Origin of the sequence: Sphingomonas aerophila (genome assembly GCF_014199305.1) — a bacterium.
GTDB lineage: Bacteria > Pseudomonadota > Alphaproteobacteria > Sphingomonadales > Sphingomonadaceae > Sphingomonas > Sphingomonas aerophila.
The window spans coordinates 201465-220537 of record NZ_JACIJK010000006.1 but is presented as its reverse complement, the minus strand read 5'-3'; the positions used below and the strand labels follow the sequence as shown (position 1 = coordinate 220537).

The 19073-nt window shown below is 68.1% G+C and carries 22 protein-coding genes and 1 tRNA gene; 20 read left to right on the top strand and 3 right to left on the bottom strand.

What is annotated here, in order from left to right; translation table 11 throughout:
- The first annotated feature begins 41 nt into the window (after nt 1-41).
- From FHS94_RS11115 to FHS94_RS11030, 18 genes are all read left to right on the top strand, one after another.
- Complete coding sequence (locus FHS94_RS11115; RefSeq protein ID WP_184057765.1) at nt 42-1616, top strand: GspE/PulE family protein; 1575 nt, start codon at nt 42-44, stop codon at nt 1614-1616.
- Nucleotides 1609-2832 carry a type II secretion system inner membrane protein GspF gene (gspF, locus tag FHS94_RS11110; RefSeq protein ID WP_184057763.1) on the top strand — a complete coding sequence of 408 codons (1224 nt, stop codon included), beginning with the start codon at nt 1609-1611 and terminating at the stop codon, nt 2830-2832. The genes FHS94_RS11115 and gspF overlap by 8 nt, the downstream gene beginning before the upstream one ends.
- Nucleotides 2829-3290 carry a type II secretion system major pseudopilin GspG gene (gene gspG, locus FHS94_RS11105; RefSeq protein ID WP_425506179.1) on the top strand — a complete coding sequence of 154 codons (462 nt, stop codon included), beginning with the start codon at nt 2829-2831 and terminating at the stop codon, nt 3288-3290. Before gspF ends, gspG begins: the two co-directional genes overlap by 4 nt.
- A 27-nt stretch (nt 3291-3317) precedes the next feature.
- Nucleotides 3318-3770 carry a GspH/FimT family pseudopilin gene (locus FHS94_RS11100; protein ID WP_184057759.1) on the top strand — a complete coding sequence of 151 codons (453 nt, stop codon included), beginning with the start codon at nt 3318-3320 and terminating at the stop codon, nt 3768-3770.
- Nucleotides 3763-4200, top strand: coding sequence for a type II secretion system minor pseudopilin GspI (gspI, locus tag FHS94_RS11095; protein WP_343055253.1), 438 nt, complete (start codon nt 3763-3765; stop codon nt 4198-4200). Before FHS94_RS11100 ends, gspI begins: the two co-directional genes overlap by 8 nt.
- Nucleotides 4197-4814, top strand: a complete 618-nt coding sequence (gspJ, locus tag FHS94_RS11090) for a type II secretion system minor pseudopilin GspJ (protein WP_184057757.1) — start codon at nt 4197-4199, stop codon at nt 4812-4814. Before gspI ends, gspJ begins: the two co-directional genes overlap by 4 nt.
- Complete coding sequence (gene gspK / locus FHS94_RS11085; protein WP_184057755.1) at nt 4804-5796, top strand: type II secretion system minor pseudopilin GspK; 993 nt, start codon at nt 4804-4806, stop codon at nt 5794-5796. The genes gspJ and gspK overlap by 11 nt, the downstream gene beginning before the upstream one ends.
- The gene (gene gspL, locus FHS94_RS11080; protein WP_184057753.1) at nt 5793-6872 is read left to right on the top strand and encodes a type II secretion system protein GspL; all 1080 of its coding nucleotides are present in this window, start codon (nt 5793-5795) and stop codon (nt 6870-6872) included. The genes gspK and gspL overlap by 4 nt, the downstream gene beginning before the upstream one ends.
- Nucleotides 6869-7345 carry a type II secretion system protein GspM gene (gspM, locus tag FHS94_RS11075; RefSeq protein WP_184057751.1) on the top strand — a complete coding sequence of 159 codons (477 nt, stop codon included), beginning with the start codon at nt 6869-6871 and terminating at the stop codon, nt 7343-7345. Before gspL ends, gspM begins: the two co-directional genes overlap by 4 nt.
- Nucleotides 7342-8064, top strand: coding sequence for a type II secretion system protein N (gene gspN / locus FHS94_RS11070; protein ID WP_184057749.1), 723 nt, complete (start codon nt 7342-7344; stop codon nt 8062-8064). Before gspM ends, gspN begins: the two co-directional genes overlap by 4 nt.
- Nucleotides 8065-8112: 48 nt before the next feature.
- Nucleotides 8113-8189, top strand: a tRNA-His gene (locus FHS94_RS11065).
- Nucleotides 8190-8249: 60 nt separating this feature from the next.
- Nucleotides 8250-9302 carry a Glu/Leu/Phe/Val family dehydrogenase gene (locus tag FHS94_RS11060; protein ID WP_184057747.1) on the top strand — a complete coding sequence of 351 codons (1053 nt, stop codon included), beginning with the start codon at nt 8250-8252 and terminating at the stop codon, nt 9300-9302.
- Nucleotides 9303-9403: 101 nt separating this feature from the next.
- Complete coding sequence (gene ccmC / locus FHS94_RS11055) at nt 9404-10129, top strand: heme ABC transporter permease CcmC (protein WP_184057744.1); 726 nt, start codon at nt 9404-9406, stop codon at nt 10127-10129.
- A gap of 97 nt (nt 10130-10226) precedes the next feature.
- Nucleotides 10227-10661: a cytochrome c maturation protein CcmE gene (gene ccmE / locus FHS94_RS11050; RefSeq protein WP_184057741.1), complete on the top strand. Its 435-nt coding sequence runs from the start codon at nt 10227-10229 to the stop codon at nt 10659-10661.
- Nucleotides 10658-12577, top strand: a complete 1920-nt coding sequence (locus FHS94_RS11045) for a heme lyase CcmF/NrfE family subunit (protein ID WP_184057739.1) — start codon at nt 10658-10660, stop codon at nt 12575-12577. The genes ccmE and FHS94_RS11045 overlap by 4 nt, the downstream gene beginning before the upstream one ends.
- Nucleotides 12574-13104 carry a redoxin family protein gene (locus tag FHS94_RS11040; protein ID WP_343055252.1) on the top strand — a complete coding sequence of 177 codons (531 nt, stop codon included), beginning with the start codon at nt 12574-12576 and terminating at the stop codon, nt 13102-13104. The genes FHS94_RS11045 and FHS94_RS11040 overlap by 4 nt, the downstream gene beginning before the upstream one ends.
- Complete coding sequence (locus FHS94_RS11035; RefSeq protein WP_184057737.1) at nt 13101-13505, top strand: cytochrome c-type biogenesis protein; 405 nt, start codon at nt 13101-13103, stop codon at nt 13503-13505. The genes FHS94_RS11040 and FHS94_RS11035 overlap by 4 nt, the downstream gene beginning before the upstream one ends.
- Nucleotides 13505-14134 (top strand): tetratricopeptide repeat protein, encoded by a 630-nt coding sequence (locus tag FHS94_RS11030; protein WP_184057735.1) that lies wholly within the window; start codon nt 13505-13507, stop codon nt 14132-14134. Before FHS94_RS11035 ends, FHS94_RS11030 begins: the two co-directional genes overlap by 1 nt.
- A gap of 10 nt (nt 14135-14144) precedes the next feature.
- On the opposite strand, the gene FHS94_RS11025 is transcribed toward FHS94_RS11030, so the two are convergent.
- The 3 genes from FHS94_RS11025 to ald all read right to left on the bottom strand — a co-directional run bounded on the left by FHS94_RS11025 (nt 14145) and on the right by ald (nt 16364).
- Nucleotides 14145-14888, bottom strand: coding sequence for a hypothetical protein (locus FHS94_RS11025; RefSeq protein ID WP_221234707.1), 744 nt, complete (start codon nt 14886-14888; stop codon nt 14145-14147).
- A 112-nt stretch (nt 14889-15000) separates the two neighbouring features.
- Complete coding sequence (locus tag FHS94_RS11020) at nt 15001-15219, bottom strand: DUF3072 domain-containing protein (RefSeq protein WP_184057732.1); 219 nt, start codon at nt 15217-15219, stop codon at nt 15001-15003.
- A 38-nt stretch (nt 15220-15257) separates the two neighbouring features.
- Complete coding sequence (gene ald / locus FHS94_RS11015) at nt 15258-16364, bottom strand: alanine dehydrogenase (RefSeq protein ID WP_184057730.1); 1107 nt, start codon at nt 16362-16364, stop codon at nt 15258-15260.
- Between the two features lie 197 nt (nt 16365-16561).
- On the opposite strand from ald, the gene FHS94_RS11010 reads away from it, so the two are divergent.
- Nucleotides 16562-18487 carry a potassium transporter Kup gene (locus tag FHS94_RS11010; RefSeq protein WP_184057994.1) on the top strand — a complete coding sequence of 642 codons (1926 nt, stop codon included), beginning with the start codon at nt 16562-16564 and terminating at the stop codon, nt 18485-18487.
- Nucleotides 18487-19032, top strand: coding sequence for a 2'-5' RNA ligase family protein (locus FHS94_RS11005; protein ID WP_184057728.1), 546 nt, complete (start codon nt 18487-18489; stop codon nt 19030-19032). Before FHS94_RS11010 ends, FHS94_RS11005 begins: the two co-directional genes overlap by 1 nt.
- Nucleotides 19033-19073 lie beyond the last annotated feature (41 nt).

Genomic DNA, 19073 nt, shown 5'->3' with positions numbered 1-19073 from the left:
CGGGGCGGCAGCGGTGCCCCGGTTTCCGCTGGAGCATCGTCATGACCGATACCGCGCTTCGCCTGGGCGTCGACGGCGAGGACACCACGCCGCCGATTGCGCTTGCCCGCGCAGAACACCATCCGATCGCCGGCATCCCGTATGCCTTCGCCCGCAAGTTCGGTGTGGTGCTGGACGGGGATCGAGTTGCGCTGCGGGAAGGTGCCGACCCGCGCGCCCTGCTGGAACTGCGCCGATTTCTGCGCCGGCCGTTCGACGTCGAACTGGTGGCCCCGCCTGCGTTCGACCGCCTGTTGTCCGATGCCTATGCAATGGACGGGCAGGCGACCGCGATCGCGGCAGTAGGGATGGGTGACGAGCTGGACCTGCTGGCCGATGGCCTGCCGACCGCCGAGGATCTGCTCGACACCGCCGATGATGCGCCGGCGATCCGGCTGATCAACGGGATCATCGCCGATGCGGCCCGCAACGGCGTGTCGGATATCCATATCGAGCCATATGAGACCGGCCTGGTCGTGCGGATGCGGATCGATGGCGTGCTGCGCGAGACGTTGCGCATGCCCCCGCATGTCGCGCCGGTGGTGGTCAGCCGCATCAAGGTGATGGCGCGGCTCGACATCGCCGAACGGCGCGTGCCGCAGGACGGGCGCATGGGGCTGACGCTGGGGGGCAAGCTGCTGGACGTGCGCGTCTCCACGCTGCCGAGCCGGGCGGGCGAGCGTGTCGTGCTGCGTATCCTGGACAAGGACAATGCCGGCATCGACCTGCCCGCGCTAGGGCTGACGCCGGGCATGTTCCAGCTGCTGAATGAGGCTTTGGCGGAGCCGAACGGCATCCTGCTGGTCACGGGGCCGACCGGGTCGGGCAAGACCACGACGCTTTATGCGGCACTGCGCCTGCTGAACGATGGCAGCCGCAACATCCTGACCGTGGAAGACCCGGTCGAGTACGCCGTGGATGGCGTTGGCCAGACGCAGGTGAACCCCAAGGTCGGGCTGACCTTTGCCGCCGGGCTGCGCGCGATCCTGCGCCAGGATCCCGACACGGTGATGGTGGGCGAGATCCGCGACCGCGAAACGGCCGAGATCGCGGTGCAGGCGTCGCTGACAGGGCATCTGGTGCTTTCCACCGTCCACACCAACGATGCCGTGGGCGCGATCACCCGGATGCGCGACATGAAGGTGGAGCCGTTCCTGCTCGCCTCCACCTTGCGCGCCGTGATCGCGCAGCGGCTGGTGCGGCGCCTGTGCGACGAGTGCCGGCGTCCCGTGGCGGCGGAGCATTCCGTCGCTTCGTTGCTGGGCATCGCTCCCGACAAGACGGTGTATCAGGCGGGCGGTTGTGAACGGTGCAATGGCACAGGCTTCCGCGGCCGGATCGGCGTGTTCGAGGCGGTGCGGGTCGATGACACCGTGCGCCGGCTGATCAACGAGGGCGGGGACGAGGCGGCGATCGCGCGCCACGCCTTTGCCCGGACGCCGACGCTGGCGCAGGCGGCGCGCGAGCTGGTCGAGGCGGGGCTGACCACACCGGAAGAGGCCGTGCGCGTGTCGCGGCGCGATGCGACGGACCCGGTCGTGGAAACGGCGGCGCCGTTGCCGGACGATGATGGCTGATTTCGATTATCTCGCGATCGACACCCGCGGGAACGAGCGGCGCGGGCATGTGGCGGCGAGCGACCTCGATGCCGCGCGCCGTACGCTCGATGGGCGGCGGCTCTATGTGGTGCGGATCGAGCCCGGGGCTCCCCCGGCCACCACGACGCGGCCCTTGTTCGGGCTCCAGCTTGCCCGGCGGCGCATGTCGGGCAAGCAGCTGACGCTGTTCACCCGCCAGCTCGCCACGCTGAACCGGGTGTCGCCGCTGGAAGAGTCGCTGCGGACCATCACGCGCCAGACCGAGCAGGAGCATGTCCGCACGGTGGTCGCCCAGGTTCATGGCGGCGTGGTGGAAGGACGGCGCCTGGCCGACGCCATGGCGCGCGAGCCGCGCAGCTTTCCGCCGCTCTACCGCGCAATGGTCGCGGCGGGCGAGAGTTCGGGCACGTTGCCCACCATCCTCGATCGCCTCGCCGCGCTGCTGGAGCGCCAGGCGGAGATCCGCGGCAAGCTGATCACCGCGCTCGCCTATCCTGCGATCCTGGCGGTGGTGGCGTTCGGCGTGGTCGCGGCGCTGATGATCTTCGTCGTGCCGCAGGTGGTCGAGCAGTTCGACACGGTAGGGCAGGAATTACCATTCCTGACCCGGATGGTGATGGCGCTTTCCGCGTTCCTGGCGGGCTGGTGGTGGGTTCTTGGGCTGATTGCCGTGGGCGGTGGCGTGCTTGGCTGGCGGTTGTTGCGGGAGCCCGCAATCCGGCTTGCGTTCGACAGCTGGCTGCTCAGGTTGCCGCTACTGGGCCGGTTGCTGCGCGATCTTCATGCCGCGCGCATGGCGAGGACGCTTGGCACCATGGTGGCGAGCCGGTTGCCGCTGCTGGAAGGGCTGGAACTGACCGCGGGCACCATCCACAACCGCCGCCTGCGGGTCGCTTCGGACCAGATCGTTGATGCGATCCGGGGTGGCGGTAGCCTGTCATCGGCGATGCGGCGCGCGGCGGTGTTTCCGCCGTTGCTGACCTACCTTGCCGCCAGCGGCGAAACCGCGGGCCGGCTCGACGAGATGCTGGAACGCGCGGCCGATTACCTGGAGCGCGAATTCGACCGCTTCACCGCGACCGCGCTGTCGCTACTGGAGCCCGCCATCATCGTCGTGATGGGCGGCATCGTCGCGACGATCGTGCTATCCATTCTGTTGCCGATCCTGCAGCTCAACACGCTTGCGGGACAATGAGGATTGTTATGCGTTTCCAGGATCAGAACAAGCGCCGCCGCCGTCGCGGGGAAGAGGGTTTCACCCTTGTCGAGCTGATGGTCGTCATTGTCATCGTCGGCCTGTTGGCGACCATTGTCGCGATCAACGTGATCCCGGCCGGCGACAAGGGGCGGGTGGTCAAGGCCAAGGCCGACATCGCGCAGATCGAGGGCGGGCTGGAACAGTTCAGGCTTCAGTTCAGCCGCTATCCCTCAACCACCGAGGGGCTTGCCGCGCTGACTACCGCACCGTCCGGGATCGATGCCGCCCAGTATCAGCGTGGCGGCTATATAAAGAAGCTGCCGCAGGACCCCTGGGGCCGGCCGTATCAATATTCCTCACCCGGCACGCATGGTGAGGCGGACGTCTGGAGCCTGGGCGCAGACGGCAAGGAGGGCGGCGAGGGCGTCGATGCCGATGTCGCGAGCTGGCAATAAGGGCTGAACGGGCGCGGGCCTGAATCAATGAATCGCTCCGCCGAGCACGGCTTCACGCTGGTGGAGCTCATGGTGACGATCACCGTGATCGCGCTGTCGGCGGCCGTGGTCGTGTGGGTCATGCCCGATCCGCAGGGGCGTGTGGCGGACGAAGCGGCCCGGTTCGCCACCCGCGCCCAGGCGGCGCACGACCAGGCGATCGTGACGTCGCGCCCGGTATCCTTGTGGGTGACCCCCGGCGGCTATGGCTTTGACGAGCGGACTGGCGGCCGCTGGGTGCCGATGGCGGCCAAGCCGCTGCGGATCGAGCGGTGGAAGGAGGGCACCCGCGCGGTGCTGGGCGATGACTCCGGACGCGTGCGGGTGATCTTTGACACGACCGGGCTGGCGGATCGGCCGCTCGACCTGCGCCTGCAACGCCGCGGCGCCCAGGCGAGCGTGCGGATCGAGGCGGACGGGACCGCGCGGGTCGGTGCCTGATTTCGGGCCCTCGACGGGAAGCGCAGATGAGCGCGGGTTCACCCTGATAGAGATCATGGTGGCGCTGGCGGTGTTCAGTCTGGCGGTGCTGACGCTGGTACGGCTGGAAACGAGCACCATGCGCGGGATCGCCGCCGTGGACGGGGCCATGGCCGCGAACCTGGTCGCGCGCGGCGTGGCGGAGGAAGCGGTCGGCGATGTACGTCCGCCGACGCTCGGCACCGCAGCCGGGCAGCAGCGCAATGGCGGGCGGGTCTGGCGCTGGACCCGCACGGTGGCGCCGACCGGCAACACGCAGGTGTTGCGGGTGGACGTGGCGGTTGCCGACACGACCGGCGTGGTTCGTGCCCGTGCCACATTGATCCGGCCCCCGGCGCCCGTCGCTCCCGTCCCGGTGGCGACATCCCCCGCGCCGGGAGGGTCGTCGTGAGTTCCCGTCCACGCGGCCAGGCCGGCTTTACGCTGGTCGAGGTGATGATCGCGCTGATGGTATTCTCCATGATCGCGGTCGCCGGGGTCGGCGTGCTCGCCTTCAGCGTCCGCGCGGGCGCAGCCGGTGGGGCGCGGCTGGATCAAGCGGCGGCGCTGCAGCGGACCGTTTCGATCATGGGCGCGGACCTCGCCCAGGCGGTGAACCGGCAGACTCGCGATCAGGCGGGCAATGTTCGCCCCGCCTTTACCGGCGAGGTTGTCGGGATGCAGCTGGTGCGCGGCGGGTGGAGCAACCTGGACGATGTTGGCCGGCCGACGTTGCAGAAGCTCGGCTATCAGTTGGTCGACGGGTCGCTCCAGCGGATCGCCTTTCCGCAGCTGGACGGGGCGGAGCCGTTGGCCCCAGCGGTGTTGATGACAGGCCTGAAGTCGCTGTCGCTGCGCTACCGCTTTTCGGGCGCATGGAGCGAGCGATGGGAGGGGCGGCTCGACCAACCTTTGCCCGACGCCGCCGAACTTTCGCTGGTCAGGCGCGATGGCGTCGCCTTTCGCGCGCTGATGCCGGTCGGCACCGGTTATCGTCCGAACGGGATCGTGGTCGATGCGCCCTGAGCCACGCCAGGCAGAACGGGGCGCGGCGTTGTTGACCGTGCTGATGCTGGTCGCAGTCATCGCGGTGATCGCGGCCGGTGCCCTTGAGCGATTGACGTTGACCACGCGCCTGGCCGCCAATGCCGCCGCCGGGCAGGCCGCAGAAGGCTATGCGCGCGCGGCCGAAACGCTGGCGCTGACGCGGGTCGATACGCTGTTGGGGCAGGGCCGCAGCCGCGTCACGCTGGCCGGCGGCTGGAGCGGGCGGCCGTTCGGCCTGCCGCTGCCGGGCGGCGGGGTCGCGGTGGCGCGCATCACCGATGGCGGCAACTGCTTCAACCTGAACAGCCTAGTATCGTCGGGTGAGGCCGGCACCTACACGAGCTACGGTCCCGCGCGTGAGCAGTTCGCCCGGCTGATGCGCCTGATCGGCATCGCGCCCCATCTGGCGGAGCAGGTGGCGGCAGGGGCCGCCGACTGGATCGACACCGATGCCGACCAGCAGGCGAACGGTGGGGAGGACGCGACCTATCTCTCGCTCGCGACGCCGTACCGCACGGGCGGTACGCTGATGGCGGACCGGAGTGAATTGCGCGCGGTTGCGGGCGTCACGCCCGATCTGTTCCGGCAACTTCAGCCCTGGATCTGCACACTCCCACGGGCGGAGGCGACGCGGATCAATGTCGACACGCTGCTGCCCGAGCAGGCGCCGCTGCTGGCGATGCAATATCCGGACTCGATGCCGGTGGACCTCGCGCGCCAACTGTTGTTGCGGCGGCCGCCCCAGGGGTGGGCGGACATCGGCGCGTTCCAGAACCAGGCCAATCAGGCGGGCGTCGTGGCAGGGCTGAACAGCACCGGGCCGCTGGCGGTGACGACAAGCTGGTTCGCGCTGACCATTGATGTCACGGTTCCCGGGGCCGAGCGGCACGAACGCGCACTTGTTGATGCGAACAGGCTTCCCGCGCAGCTCGTCTCACGGCAATGGGGGGAGGGGACATGACAACGCTTCTCTTCCTTCCCGGCGATGGCGCCGACGATTGGCGCTGGCTGCGCTTCGCCGAGGGCAAGCCCGCGGGTGAGGGGGAGGGCATTCCCGACTTCGACGACGGCGTCGTCGCGGTCGCCCCAGCCGAGGACGTGACGCTGCATTGGGCCGATCTGCCCAGCCGTTCACTCGCCCAGGCCGCTGCCGCCGCACGGGTGCTGGTGTCCGAGGCTGCGGCATCGCCAGTCAGCGAGTTACATGTGGCAGTCGCGGGGGCGGAGGACGGCGCCAGCCGCGCGATCGCCGTGGTGGCAGCAGAGCGGATGCGCGACTGGCTGTCCCGCCTTGCGGCGCTGGGCATCGACCCTGACGCGGTAGTGCCGGCGCCGTTGCTGGTGCCCAGGCCTGAGGAGGGCTTTGTTCGCGCGGAGGTGGGGGGTCGCGGCCTGGTGCGGGGGCACGCGAGCGGCTTTGCGGATGAGGCGCGGTTGACCGAACTCGTCACCGGCGGGGTGGCCCCGACGACGATCGATCGCGACCTGCTCGGCGCGTCGCTCGCCGCCGCAGCGGCCAGCCCGCCGCTGGACCTGCGTCAGGGCCCGTTCGCACGGCGTCGCCGGCCGGCCATCGACTGGCGGCTCGTGCGGCGACTGGCCGTGCTGGCGGGCGTGGCCCTGTTGCTCACCTTCGCCATCGACGTCGCTCGCATCATCCGCCTCAACCTGGCGGCCGACGCGGCGGAAGCGCAGGCGGACGCGCTTGCCCGAACCGGGCTGGCCCGGGGCGAAACCGTTACCGATCCGGCGCGCCAGCTCGACGAGCGCTTGACCCGGCTGCGCGGACCCGGCCGCGGTTTCAGCGCCACCGCCGCAGCCGTGTTCGCCGCTGTGCGTGCGCAGCAGGGGGCCGAGTTGACGGCCATGACGTTCGAACCCGACGGCAGCTTGCGCGTGTCCCTCGCGACGAGCAGCGAGGCCGGGCCGACCGACGTCAAGCGGGCGCTGGAGGCAGCGGGCTTTGCCGTTACGGCCAGCACCTTTACCTCGGCCGGCGGGCGGGTGTCGGGCGAAATGACGGTAAGGGCACCATGAACGGCGTGGTCACCTGGTATTCCGGTCGATCGCTGAGGGAAAAGCGGCTGCTGCTGATCATGGTCGCGTTGGCGGCGGTGACGATCATCTGGGCCGGCATCATCCGCCCGGTGGGCGATGCCCTGTCGAGCGCGCAGTCGCGGCAGGTGGATGCGGTGACCCGGCTGGGTGAAACCCGCGCCGCCGTCGCGGCCGTGCGGTCGGCGCAGGCCCTGCGCGGGCGGGCGCTCACCGGCACCCTGGCGGACGCGGTGCGGGCCCGCGCGGATGCGGCAGGCTTTCAGTTGACCAACCTGGACGAGCAAGCTCCCGACCGGATTCACGTGACGCTGACATCAGCCAGGCCGGCAGCGATCGTGCCGTGGCTGGCGCGATTGGAGCGGCAGGGATTGCTGGTCCAGGGCGCGCGGCTGACCGACAATGGGGATCGTACGGTGGCTGTCGACCTGGTGATCGGGACGCAAGGTCGATGAGGCGGGTGCGCCTGCGGACCGGGCCGGCGGCGCTCGGCGGTGCGATGTTCGCCGCTGCCTTGTTCCTGTTCCTGCCGCTTCGCCTTGCGCTCGGGTGGTTCGGCGCGGATGATGCAGGGCTGACGGCACGAACCGCGGATGGCAGCGTTTGGGCGGGCTCGCTGACCGATGCGCATCTGGGCCAACTCGCGCTGGGGGACCTGAAGGCACATTTGTCTCCCTGGCCGCTGCTGATCGGGCGCGCTCGCATTGAACTGGACGGGCACGAAGATGCGGTTCGTCCCTTTCACGGCGCGGTGACTGTCAGCCGGCACCGTACCGGGATCGACGACGCGACCGCATCGCTTGCGACCGGCAACCTGTTCGCGCCGCTGCCCGTGACCCGATTCGATCTTGATGCGGTCAGCGCGCACTTTGTTGATGGCGCGTGCCACGATGCGGAGGGACGGGTCAGCGTGTCACTCACGACGGCGGCGGCAGGGATCGCGCTTCCCGCAACGCTGACCGGCACCGCGCGGTGCGATGGTGAAGCGCTACTGCTGCCGTTGACCAGCAGTGCGGGCACGGAAAGCGTGACCCTGCGCGTCATGGCTGCCGGGACCTATGCCGCGACCTTCCTGGTGAGGCCCACAGACCCCGAAGCTGCACAGAAGCTGGAGCTGGCGGGATTTGCCCCCACCAGCGCCGGCCATCGTCTTTCGATCGAGGGACGCTTCTGATTGCCTTGACGCGTGGCGGACCTGCTCGTAGGGGCTCGGACCTTCGCGGCGATCGTAGCTCAGTTGGTTAGAGCATCGGTTTGTGGTACCGAGGGTCGCGGGTTCAAGTCCCGTCGGTCGCCCCACTTTTGCCAGCACTCGCTGGTTCAGGCGCCGGCCAGTCCGCGCCCCACCGAAGGACGATCATGAGCGCCGACTGGGGCTTCCCCGACTTCGACGAGCACGAGGGCGTGCACCTGTTCACGGACAATGCGTCCGGGCTGCAGGCCATTGTGGCGGTGCATTCCACCGCGCTGGGGCCGGCCGCGGGTGGTGTCCGGTTCTGGAATTACGGCAGCACCGACGGCGCGATCACCGACGCGCTGCGCCTGTCGCGTGGCATGAGCTACAAGAATGCGATGGCAGGGCTGGAATTGGGCGGCGGCAAGGGCGTGGTGCTCGCCGATCGCCCGGGCGCGACCATCACCGAGGAGCAGTTGCGGGCATTCGGCCGCGCGGTCGAATCACTCAACGGTCGCTATGTCACCGCCGAGGATGTCGGCATGTCCGAAGCGCGCATGAAGGTGATCGCTGAAGAAACACGCTATGTCTCCGGCCTGCCGGTCGCGAGCGGTGCGGCGGGCGGCGATCCTGGCCCTTATACGGCGCATGGCGTGTATCTGGGCGTCAAGGCCGCTGCGAAGCGGGGGCTCGGCACCGATGCCATGGCTGGCGTGCGGGTGGCGATCCAGGGAGTCGGCTCGGTCGGCGGCGGCCTTGCCCGGTTGCTGGCCAAGGACGGCGCGGTGCTGACGCTGGCAGACGTGAACGCCGACCGTGCCCAGGCGCTGGCGGCCGAACTCGGCGGGACCGCGGTCGCAGCCGACGCGATCCTATCGACCGTGGCCGACATCGTCAGCCCCAATGCCCTGGGCGCGATCCTGACCGAACAGTCGATCCCGACACTCGGCGCGAAGATCGTGGCGGGCGGTGCGAACAACCAGCTCGCGACCCGCGCCGACTATGCGCGCCTGCATGAGGCCGGCATCCTCTACGCGCCCGATTACGTCATCAACGCGGGCGGGATCATCAATGTCGGGCTCGAATATCTGGGCCAGGGCGACGAGGCCGAGGTGATGGCGCGGATCAGCCGCATCCCCGAGCGGCTGGAACAGGTGTGGGACGAGAGCGAGCGTACCGGCCAGCCCGCAGCCGAGGTTGCCGACCGTATCGCGCAGCGGCTGATCGGCCGCGGCTGACCCGGCAGGCGGCGGGCCACGAAAGCTCGCCGTCATCGCTGTCCGACCGCCGGAGCGGGGTGACGCGCGGCCGGAAAACGCTTATCTGAGCCACCAGACCTGTGCCTTCGCTCCATGCCCTTGCCAATCCGACGCGCTTTCTCCGGATCGCCCGGCCGCTGACCCCGCTGCTCGTCTGGGCAGGGATAGCGCTGGTCGCGATCGGAACCTGGGCCGGGCTGGCGCTGACGCCGCCCGACTACCTGCAGGGCGACACGGTGCGCATCATGTACCTGCATGTGCCGACCGCGTGGCTGGGGATGGGCGGATGGAGCGGGATCGCACTGTCCAGCGTCGCTTATCTCGTCTGGCGGCATCCGCTGGCCAACATCGCCGCGCGCGCGATCGCGCCGGCGGGGGCGACCTTTGCAGCATTATGCCTGATCAGCGGATCCATCTGGGGGCGACCGACCTGGGGCACCTGGTGGCAGTGGGACGGACGGCTGACGTCCATGCTGCTGCTATTCTTCGTGTACTGCGGTTACATGGCGCTGGCCCGTGCCGATGCGGAACGGGGCGGAGATGGCCGGGTGCCTGCGGTGTTCGGCATCGCGGGATCGGCGTTGCTGCCCGTCATCCGTTATTCGGTGGTGTGGTGGAACACGCTGCACCAGGGCCAGTCGATCGGGCTGACCGGGTCCACGATCGACCGTTCGATCCTGTGGCCGCTGCCGATCACGCTGGTCGGCTTCACCCTTTTCTTCGCGGGCGTGGTGCTGATGCGGATGCGGGCGCTGCTCGGCCGCATCAAGACCGAGGCGCGGCTGCGGCGGATGGCGCGCGCATGAACCAGTGGGTTTTCGTGATCGCGGCCTATCTCGTGGTCCTGGGCGGGGCGGGGGCGCTCGCGCTGGCCAGCTACCTTGCCATGAGGCGGGCCGAGAAATGACGGCCAAGAACCAGCGGCTGGTGCTTGTCCTCCTGGCCCTCGCTGCGGTGGTCGCGGCGGCGCTGCTCGCCATGTCGGCGCTGCGTGACCAGGCGGCGTTCTTCTACGCACCATCCGACGTGCGGCGTAGCGGGTTGCCGCTGGGGCGCGACGTGCGGCTGGGCGGGATGGTAGAGGCGGGGTCGATCGCACGGGCACATGACGGCGTCACCGTGCGCTTCACCGTAACGGACGGGCAGGCGACGACGCCCGTGACCTTTGCCGGCATCGTCCCGGACCTGTTTCGCGAGCGGTCGGGCGTGGTGGCGGAGGGCCGTTTCCAGCCCGACGGCCGGTTCGTCGCGACCAATCTGCTCGCCAAGCATGACGAAAAGTACATGCCGCCTGAGCTGGCGGGCAAGATGCACGAAACCCGGACGCTGAAGCAGTGATCGCCGAAGCCGGTCTGGTCGCGCTGTGGCTTGCCGCGGCGCTTGCCCTCCTCCAGTTCGCGCTGGGGGCGCTGGCTCTGCGAACGGGGCGGGAGGAGGCCATGCTGGGCATCCGCCGTGTCGCGGTTGCGCAAGGGCTGCTTGCAAGCGTGGCGATGGCGTGCCTGATCGCGGTGTTCGCCGCGTCGGACATGTCGGTGAAGCTGGTCGTCGAAAACAGCCACTCAGCCAAGCCCATGCTCTACAAGATCGCGGGCGCCTGGGGTAATCACGAAGGCTCCATGCTGCTCTGGGTCACCATCCTGGGGCTCGCCGGCGGTGCGGTCGCGATGCTGGAGCACAGGCTGGAGGAGCGGACGCTGGCAGCAACGTTGGGCGCGCAGGCGCTGATCGCCGCGGGTTTTTATGCCTTTCTGTTGATCGCCTCCAACCCGTTTGCGCGGCTGTGGCCGGCGCCGGCCGACGGGCTTGGGCTGAACCCGCTGCTGCAGGACCCCGGTCTCGCGTTCCATCCGCCGACCTTGTACATCGGCTATGTCGGCCTGTCGGTCGCCTTTTCCTTCGCGGTGGGCGCGTTGGTGACGCGTGACGTGGGGGCAGTGTTTGCCAAGGCGATGCGGCCCTGGGTGCTCGGGGCCTGGATCTTTCTGACGCTGGGGATCACAGCAGGCAGCTATTGGGCTTATTACGAGCTTGGCTGGGGCGGCTGGTGGTTCTGGGACCCGGTCGAGAACGCCTCACTGATGCCGTGGCTCGCGGCCACCGCTCTCCTCCACTCCGTGACGGTGCTGGCGACGCGCGATGGCCTTCGTGCCTGGACCGTGATGCTGGCGGTTGTAGCCTTTTCCATGTCGATGATTGGCACGTTCCTGGTCCGGTCGGGCATCCTGACCAGCGTTCATGCCTTTGCGGTCGACCCGACCCGCGGCGCGTTCATCCTGGCGCTGCTGCTGATCTATATCGGCGGCGCGCTTGCGCTGTTCGCCCTGCGGGTCGGCACGGTGCGCCAGGGTACGACGTTCGAGCTGCTGAGCCGCGAGGGCGGGCTGGTGCTCAACAACCTGCTCCTGACGGTCATCCTCGGCATCGTGCTGATCGGGACGCTGTACCCGCTGGTTGCCGCGGGTTTCGGGGTGCAGCTGTCGATCGGGGCGCCCTTCTTCAACAAGGCGGCTGGGCCGATCGCCCTGGCACTGGTGATTGCGATGGCGGCCGGGCCGTTGATCCGCTGGCGGCGTGATGACGGGCAGGCGGTGCTGGCGCAGCTGACCTACCCGACCGCCGCGGCGTGTTTCAGCGGGGCGGGGCTGGTCGTGCTCGCCGGATGGATCGGCTTGCTGCCGCTGCTCGGGCTCGCGCTGTCCGCGGGATTGGCGGTAGCGAGCGTGTTGCCGCTGGTCGGCCGAAACCTGCGCCGCACGCCCATGTTCACATGGGGCATGGTGGTTGCGCATCTGGGGATCGCCGTCAGCCTCGCCGGCATGGCCTGTGACGCGGCATTCACGACCGAGCGGCTGGTCGCCGTGCGGCCGGGCGAGCCGGTGCGGGTAGGACCGTTCAGCGTGACGCTGGTCGGGATCGCGCCGGTGCTGGGGGAGAACTGGTCCGGGCTTGAAGGGCGGCTGATCGCGACGCGCGACGATGACACGATGGTTCTCAGGCCGCAGCAGCGTTTCTTCGCCAACCCGCCGACCACCACGAGCGAAACGGCGATCCGTACCATGCTGGACGGGCAGCTCTACACCGTGCTCGGCGCGGCGGACGGGCAGGGGCGCTGGCAGTTGCGGCTGTGGTGGAAGCCGTGGGTGACATTGATTTGGCTGGGCGGCGCGCTGATCGCCCTCGGGGGCGCGTTGTCGCTGATCGGTCGGGTGGCGCGGGACCGCCGGGCTGCTCTCCGGGAAATCTGGGCGTGAGCAACAACCGCCTGTTGTGGCTACCCCTGGCAGGGTTTCTGGTCCTGGTCGTCATTGTCGCGGTCGCGATGTGGCGACCGGCTGATCGCACCGTTCGATCGGCGCTGGTCGGACACCCCATGCCCGCCGTGGCGCTGCAGCCCATCGTGCCCGGCAAGCCCGGCATCGAGCCCGGCCGCTTTGCGCGTGGCCGGCCGAGACTGGTCAACATCTTCGCCAGCTGGTGCATTCCTTGTGCGGCCGAAGCGCCGCAGTTGCTGCGGCTGAAGGCCATGGGCGTGCCGATCGATGCGATCGCGGTGAAGGACACGACCGGCGCCGTTCAGGACTTCCTGGCTCGCTACGGCGACCCATATGACGCGATCGGGAGCGACCCGGCCAGCGCGGTGCAGTTCGCGCTTGGCTCCTCGGGCGTGCCCGAAACCTTCATCGTCGATGGCGAAGGCAAGATCATCGACCAGCATGTTGGCGATATCCGCGCCGATGAGGTGGACGCACTCGCGGCACGGGTGAAGGCGCTGCCATGAGGGGCGCCGCGCTCCTGCTGCTGCTGATCGTCGCGACGCCGGCGGTGGCCAACACGCCGCTGCCGTCACAGCGGCTTGCCAATACCGAACTGCCCGACCCTGCGCAGGAGGCGCGGGCGCGAGGGCTGATGGAAACACTGCGCTGCCTGGTCTGCCAGGGTCAGTCGATTGCCGACTCCGACGCTGCCATGGCGGGTGACATGCGGGCACTGGTTCGCCAGCGGGTCGCGGCGGGCGAGGAGTCGGGGGCTATCCGGTCCTGGCTGGTGTCGCGCTATGGTGATTACGTCAGCTATGATCCGCCGTTGTCGCGCGCGACCTGGCCGCTTTATCTCGCTCCCATTGCCCTGCTGCTGATCGGCGTAGCATTGGCCCGCGTCAGTTTTCGGCGGCGGCGCTGATGGGCTGGGTGGCGCTTCTGCTGCTTGGCGGCGGCACCTTCGGGCTGCTGGTCGCGCTGCGTTTGCCGCGGCTGCTGTGGTCGTTCGCAGGTGCCGCGCTGATGCTGGGCGCGGCGGGCTATGCGCTTCAGGGCAGGCCTGGCGTCCCTGCCCGTGCCGCGGCCCCGCGAACGCTGATCCAACCGCAGGACCCCAGCATCACCGACCTGCGCGACCAGATGCTCAACCGCTACGCGAGCGATGCCGCCTACCTGGTCGCTGCGGACGCCATGACCCGTGTCGGCGAGCCGAAGGCGGCGGTACAGGTGCTGCTCGGCGGAATCCGGTCCGAACCGAGAAGCCTGCGTTTGTGGACGGCACTCGGCAACGCCTTCGCCGCGCATGACAACAACCAGGTGAGCCCGGCGGCCCTGTTCGCGTTCCAGCAGGCGGCGCGCATCGCTCCTACCAGCCCCGCGCCTCCGTTCTTCCTGGGGCTTGCTCGTGTGCGAGCGGGCGACTTCGCCGCAGCACGGCCGCTGTGGACTCGCGCTCTCGCCCTGGCGCCGGTACAGGCTTCGTATCGGCGCGACATAGCGGTCAGGCTGGCGTTGCTGGATCGTTATCTGGCGGAGACGGGAGGGCGCTGAGCGAGGCCGGCTAGCGCTGCAACCGACGCGCCGATGCAAGCGCGCCAATCAGGACCGGCGAAATGCGCAGTCGCCGCAATTCCTCCGTACGGAGGTGGATCGGCTCGGCACAGGCCTGAATAACATGCGGGAACTCCGCGGGCGTCGCGATCAGGGCAGCGGTACGTGCGTCCAGGGTTATGGAGAAGCCGCTATACCCCGCGTCAGAGAGCGCTTCCCGGCATTCGGGTTGTGCTTGTGCGGCAGCGCGACGGGTCAGTTCGGGCCAAGCGACCAAGCCAAGGGGCGCGCCGTCCCCAGCCGTGTTCTGCCGGCCCCGAGCGCCGGGTGGAAAGAATGTAAGCCAGTTGACCGGCTTTCCCGTGGCGAGATCGAACACGAGCGAGGTCTGCCCGTCATTCGGGTAGGCACCCCCACAGAAGTAATTGTCGGTGAGGTCGAACGCCAGGAAGCGTGGGCCTGCCATGCCGATCGAGACCGACCGGTGCCACGCGTCCTGCGACCCACGACCGGTCTGTTCCCGAAGCGACGCCCGGCACTCCGCCGCGGCGTTCAGGACCCGGCCGTCCTCGCGGCGCAGGGCCGCATTGATACTGGACGCGTTCTTAGGTGTGACGGCTGGCCCAGACGCCACCATGGGCAGTAGCGCCACATTCCGGTCAGTCGATGCTGGCCGGGGCTGAAGGAGAACCGGCCCGGTGACGGACCGCAGCGCGGCGGGCAGACCCGCTTCCGACAAGGCACTCGCGAACATGACGGCAGCAAAAGCAAGGGTCGGTGAAGCCCGTAATCGCCTCATCTTGCCCGCCCTTGTTCCTTGAACATGGGGCGGCGCCGCTGCGAACGATGCCGCCCCCATCGATGAGTTATTTGCCGCGCCCGGTCTTTTCCTGAAGTTCGTCGATCTTCAGCGAGGCGTCAGCCTTTGTCAGGTCGTCCTCGAACTCCTCATGCGCTTCCTCGGAAAGGGTCTTGAGATAGCTGGCCTGCGCGCCGGTCATCGGCTCGTCGCCGGTGGTCCAGTCGTGCGGGTCCTTTTCAGCGTTGGAGGTCGGGTGAGTCTTGGGGTTCTCGGTATCGCTCATGCAGAAAATCCTTTCAGCACCGACAACCCCCATGTTCCTTATCCGTTCCACGCCTGATATTCGAGGCCGAGGTCGTCCGCGACCGCCTTGAACGTGATCTTGCCCCCGTAGACGTTGAGGCCGTTGGCGAGATGCGGGTCGGCCTTCATCGCGGCCTCGGCGCCCATGTTGGCGAGCTTGAGGGCAAAGGGCAGGGTCGCATTGTTCAGCGCAAAGGTGCTGGTGCGTGCGACGGCGCCTGGCATGTTCGCCACGCAATAGTGGATCACGCCGTCGACCTCGAACACCGGGTCCTCGTGCGTGGTCGCGTGGCTGGTTTCGAAGCAGCCGCCCTGGTCGATGGCGATGTCCACCATCACCGATCCGCGCTTCATGGTCTTCAGCATGTCGCGGGTGACGAGCTTGGGAGCCGCGGCGCCGGGCACCAGCACCGCGCCGATGACGAGGTGCGCGTTCTTCACGGCCGACGCGATCGCGGCGCGGCTGGCATAGGCCGTCTTGATCTGGCTGGAGAAGAACATGTCGAGCTCGGCCAGGCGGCTCATGTTCAGGTCATAGACGGTCACGTCGGCGCGCATGCCAACTGCCATTTGCGCTGCGTTGATGCCGGACACGCCGCCACCCAGGATCGCCACCTTCGCCGGTGCGACGCCGGGCACGCCGCCGAGCAGGATGCCGCGGCCGCCCTGCTCCTTTTCCAGATAATGTGCGCCGACCTGCACCGACATGCGGCCAGCGACCTCGCTCATCGGCTTCAGCAGCGGCAGGCCGCCGGTCGCCTGGGTCACGGTTTCATAGGCGATGCAGGTCGCGCCCGACTTCATCAGCCCTTCGGCCTGCGGCTTGTCGGCCGCCAGGTGCAGGTAGGTGAACAGCAGGTGGCGCGGTTCCAGCAGGGCGATCTCCGACGCCTGCGGCTCCTTGACCTTCACGATCATGTCGGCACCCGCGAACACGGCAGGTGCGTCAGGCAGGATGGCCGCGCCGGCGTCCCTGTAATCCTGGTCCGAGAAATCAATGCCGGCGCCTGCCCCCGTTTCGACCACCACGTCGTGACCTGCGGCGACCAGTTCGGAAACCGATGGAGGGGTCAAACCTACCCGGTATTCGTGGTTCTTTATCTCCTTTGGAACACCGACTCGCATGTGAACTCTCCTGATCTGGTTGCGCGCGCTATAACCGCGGTGATCACGCCTGTCCCGGTCCCGTTGCGTGGCCGGGAACCGGGGTGTACACGCGCCGTTCCTTCGCGAGAGCCGACCTTTGCTGTCGGAGCGCAATCCACGGAAAGCCAACCCATGCCGGGCAAAGCACGCCTGTGACGACCCAACCTTCCGCTTCCCTGCCGGCCGCACGGGCCGAGCTTGGCGGCGATGTCGGTGATCACGGTGGGCATCATGGCGGCCATGGCAGCGAAGGCCTGGTCAAGCTGGCGGTGGGTGCGATCGGGATCGTGTTCGGCGATATCGGCACCAGCCCGCTTTACGCGTTTCGCGAGACTTTTGCCGGCCATCACAAGCTGGCTCTCGATCCCGCCCACATCATGGGCGTCATCAGCCTGATGTTCTGGTCGATGATGATCGTGGTGACGTTGAAATACGTGATGATCATCATGCGCGCCGACAACAAGGGGGAGGGCGGCAGCCTTGCCCTGCTGGCGCTGGTATCGGGCAAGACAAAAACGCGGCGCTGGTCGACGGGCATCATCCTGCTGGGCGTGTTCGCCACGGCCCTGTTCTATGGCGACAGCATGATCACCCCCGCCGTGTCGGTACTGTCCGCGGTCGAAGGGCTGGGCGTCGTGTCGCCGACCCTTGGCATGCTGGTGCTGCCAATCTCCGTCGCGATCCTGGTCGGGCTGTTCTCCATCCAGTCGGTGGGAACGGGGCGGGTGGGGCTGTTCTTTGGCCCGATCATGCTGGTCTATTTCACCACGATCGGCGCGTTGGGAGTGATCAGCGTCGTCGAAACGCCGGCCGTGCTCTGGGCGCTGAGCCCGCATTACGCGGTTGAGTTCTTCCTGCTCGATCCCGTGCGCGCCTTTCTCGCGCTGGGATCGGTAGTGCTGGCGGTCACGGGTGCGGAGGCCCTGTATGCCGACATGGGCCATTTCGGGCGGCGGCCGATCGGGGTGTCGTGGCTGTTCTTCGTGCTGCCGGCGTTGATGCTGAACTACATGGGGCAGGGCGCGCTGCTGTTCCGGCAGGGCACGGCGGCGCTGCAAAGCCCGTTCTACATGCTGGCGCCGGAAAACCTGCAACTGCCGCTAGTGATCCTGGCGACAATGGCAGCAATCATCGCAAGCCAGGCGGTGATCTCCGGCGCGTTCTCGGTCACGCAACAGGCAATCCAGCTCGGCTTCATGCCGCGGCTTCGCATCGAGCATACCAGCGCACAGACAGCGGGGCAGATCTACATCCCGCTCGTCAATTGGGCGCTGATGTGCTTCGTGATCCTGCTGGTGCTGTTCTTCCGCACGTCGTCCAATCTCACCAGCGCGTACGGGATCGCGGTGACGGGGGCGATGACGATCGACACCTGCCTGTTGGGCGTCGCATTGATCCGGCTGTGGCATTGGCCGCGGATCGCCGCGTTCCCGATGCTCGCGCTCTTTTTCCTGGTCGACGGTGCCTATCTGTCGGCGAACCTGACAAAGATCCCCGATGGCGGGTGGTTCCCGCTGATGATCGGCTTCATCATCTTCACGCTGCTGACCACCTGGTCGAAGGGGCGCAAGCTGATGATCGACCGGCTGACCGAGTCGGCCATGCCGATCAAGGTCTTCATCAGCTCCGCCGCCAACAGCGCCAGTCGCGTTGCCGGTACGGCCGTGTTCATGACCTCGAGCGCGGAGGGAGTGCCGCACGCGCTGCTGCACAACCTGAAGCACAACAAGGTGCTGCACGAACGAGTGGTGCTGCTGACCGTCAAGATCACCGACCAGCCTTATTGGCCCGATGACGATCGCGCGAAATGGGACACGCTGGGCGAGGGCTTCTATCGCCTGGTACTGCGCTATGGCTTCATGGACGAGATCGACGTGCCGGCCGCGCTGAAGACGATGGAAAACCGCGGCGCCGCGTTCAAGATGATGGACACCAGCTTCTTTCTGTCGCGCCAGACGCTGCTGGCATCCGATCGGCCAGGCATGATGATCTGGCGCGAAAAGCTGTTCGCCTGGATGCTCCGTAACGCGGAGTCGGCGATGGAATTCTTTCGCCTGCCCACCAACCGCGTGGTCGAGCTCGGCAGCCAGGTGGAGATCTGATGTCGGTATCGCCGGGCGATGCTGCGCTGGAGGGCAGTACCAGGCCGGCCCCGATCATCGTGTCCGCGTTATTCGGGCGTGCGGACCAGGGCTGGCTGGACGGAATGCGGCGCGAGCATTTCCCGGCCGAGCGCAACCAGCTCGCGGCACATCTGACCCTGTTCCATCACCTGCCGCCCTCGAGCGCGGACGAGCTGAAGCATCGGCTGATCGGCGAGACGCGTGGGGTCCGGGCGCCGGTGGCGCGGGCTGGCGGCTTCATGTCGCTGGGGAGGGGCGTTGCGGTCCGGATCGAGTCACCCGAACTCACGGCCGTGCGCGCTCGTTTGGCAGAAGCATTCTCGGGCCTGCTGACGCCCCAGGACGCGGGCGGTTGGCGTCCGCACGTCACCGTCCAGAACAAGGTTCAGCCCTCCGTTGCCAAGCTGCTGCTGGATCAGCTGAGCCGCGACTTCCGCCCCCGCGAGGTCGAGATCGCCGGCCTTGCGGCCTGGTGGTACCGTGGCGGCCCCTGGAAGCTTCTTTCCCGGCACATGTTCGCTTGACCGCCTGCGAGCGCCCCCATATAGGCGCCGCTCCTTCGGGC

What these genes read in the sequence shown, in the direction of transcription:
- FHS94_RS11115 (WP_184057765.1), top strand. Translation starts at nt 42, where the DNA reads ATGACCGATACCGCGCTTCGCCTGGGCGTCGACGGCGAGGACACCACG.
- gspF (WP_184057763.1), top strand. Translation starts at nt 1,609, where the DNA reads ATGGCTGATTTCGATTATCTCGCGATCGACACCCGCGGGAACGAGCGG.
- gspG (WP_425506179.1), top strand. Translation starts at nt 2,829, where the DNA reads ATGAGGATTGTTATGCGTTTCCAGGATCAGAACAAGCGCCGCCGCCGT.
- FHS94_RS11100 (WP_184057759.1), top strand. Translation starts at nt 3,318, where the DNA reads ATGAATCGCTCCGCCGAGCACGGCTTCACGCTGGTGGAGCTCATGGTG.
- gspK (WP_184057755.1), top strand. Translation starts at nt 4,804, where the DNA reads ATGCGCCCTGAGCCACGCCAGGCAGAACGGGGCGCGGCGTTGTTGACC.
- gspL (WP_184057753.1), top strand. Translation starts at nt 5,793, where the DNA reads ATGACAACGCTTCTCTTCCTTCCCGGCGATGGCGCCGACGATTGGCGC.
- gspM (WP_184057751.1), top strand. Translation starts at nt 6,869, where the DNA reads ATGAACGGCGTGGTCACCTGGTATTCCGGTCGATCGCTGAGGGAAAAG.
- gspN (WP_184057749.1), top strand. Translation starts at nt 7,342, where the DNA reads ATGAGGCGGGTGCGCCTGCGGACCGGGCCGGCGGCGCTCGGCGGTGCG.
- FHS94_RS11060 (WP_184057747.1), top strand. Translation starts at nt 8,250, where the DNA reads ATGAGCGCCGACTGGGGCTTCCCCGACTTCGACGAGCACGAGGGCGTG.
- ccmE (WP_184057741.1), top strand. Translation starts at nt 10,227, where the DNA reads ATGACGGCCAAGAACCAGCGGCTGGTGCTTGTCCTCCTGGCCCTCGCT.
- FHS94_RS11035 (WP_184057737.1), top strand. Translation starts at nt 13,101, where the DNA reads ATGAGGGGCGCCGCGCTCCTGCTGCTGCTGATCGTCGCGACGCCGGCG.
- FHS94_RS11030 (WP_184057735.1), top strand. Translation starts at nt 13,505, where the DNA reads ATGGGCTGGGTGGCGCTTCTGCTGCTTGGCGGCGGCACCTTCGGGCTG.
- FHS94_RS11025 (WP_221234707.1), bottom strand. Translation starts at nt 14,888, where the DNA reads ATGTTCGCGAGTGCCTTGTCGGAAGCGGGTCTGCCCGCCGCGCTGCGG.
- FHS94_RS11020 (WP_184057732.1), bottom strand. Translation starts at nt 15,219, where the DNA reads ATGAGCGATACCGAGAACCCCAAGACTCACCCGACCTCCAACGCTGAA.
- ald (WP_184057730.1), bottom strand. Translation starts at nt 16,364, where the DNA reads ATGCGAGTCGGTGTTCCAAAGGAGATAAAGAACCACGAATACCGGGTA.
- FHS94_RS11005 (WP_184057728.1), top strand. Translation starts at nt 18,487, where the DNA reads ATGTCGGTATCGCCGGGCGATGCTGCGCTGGAGGGCAGTACCAGGCCG.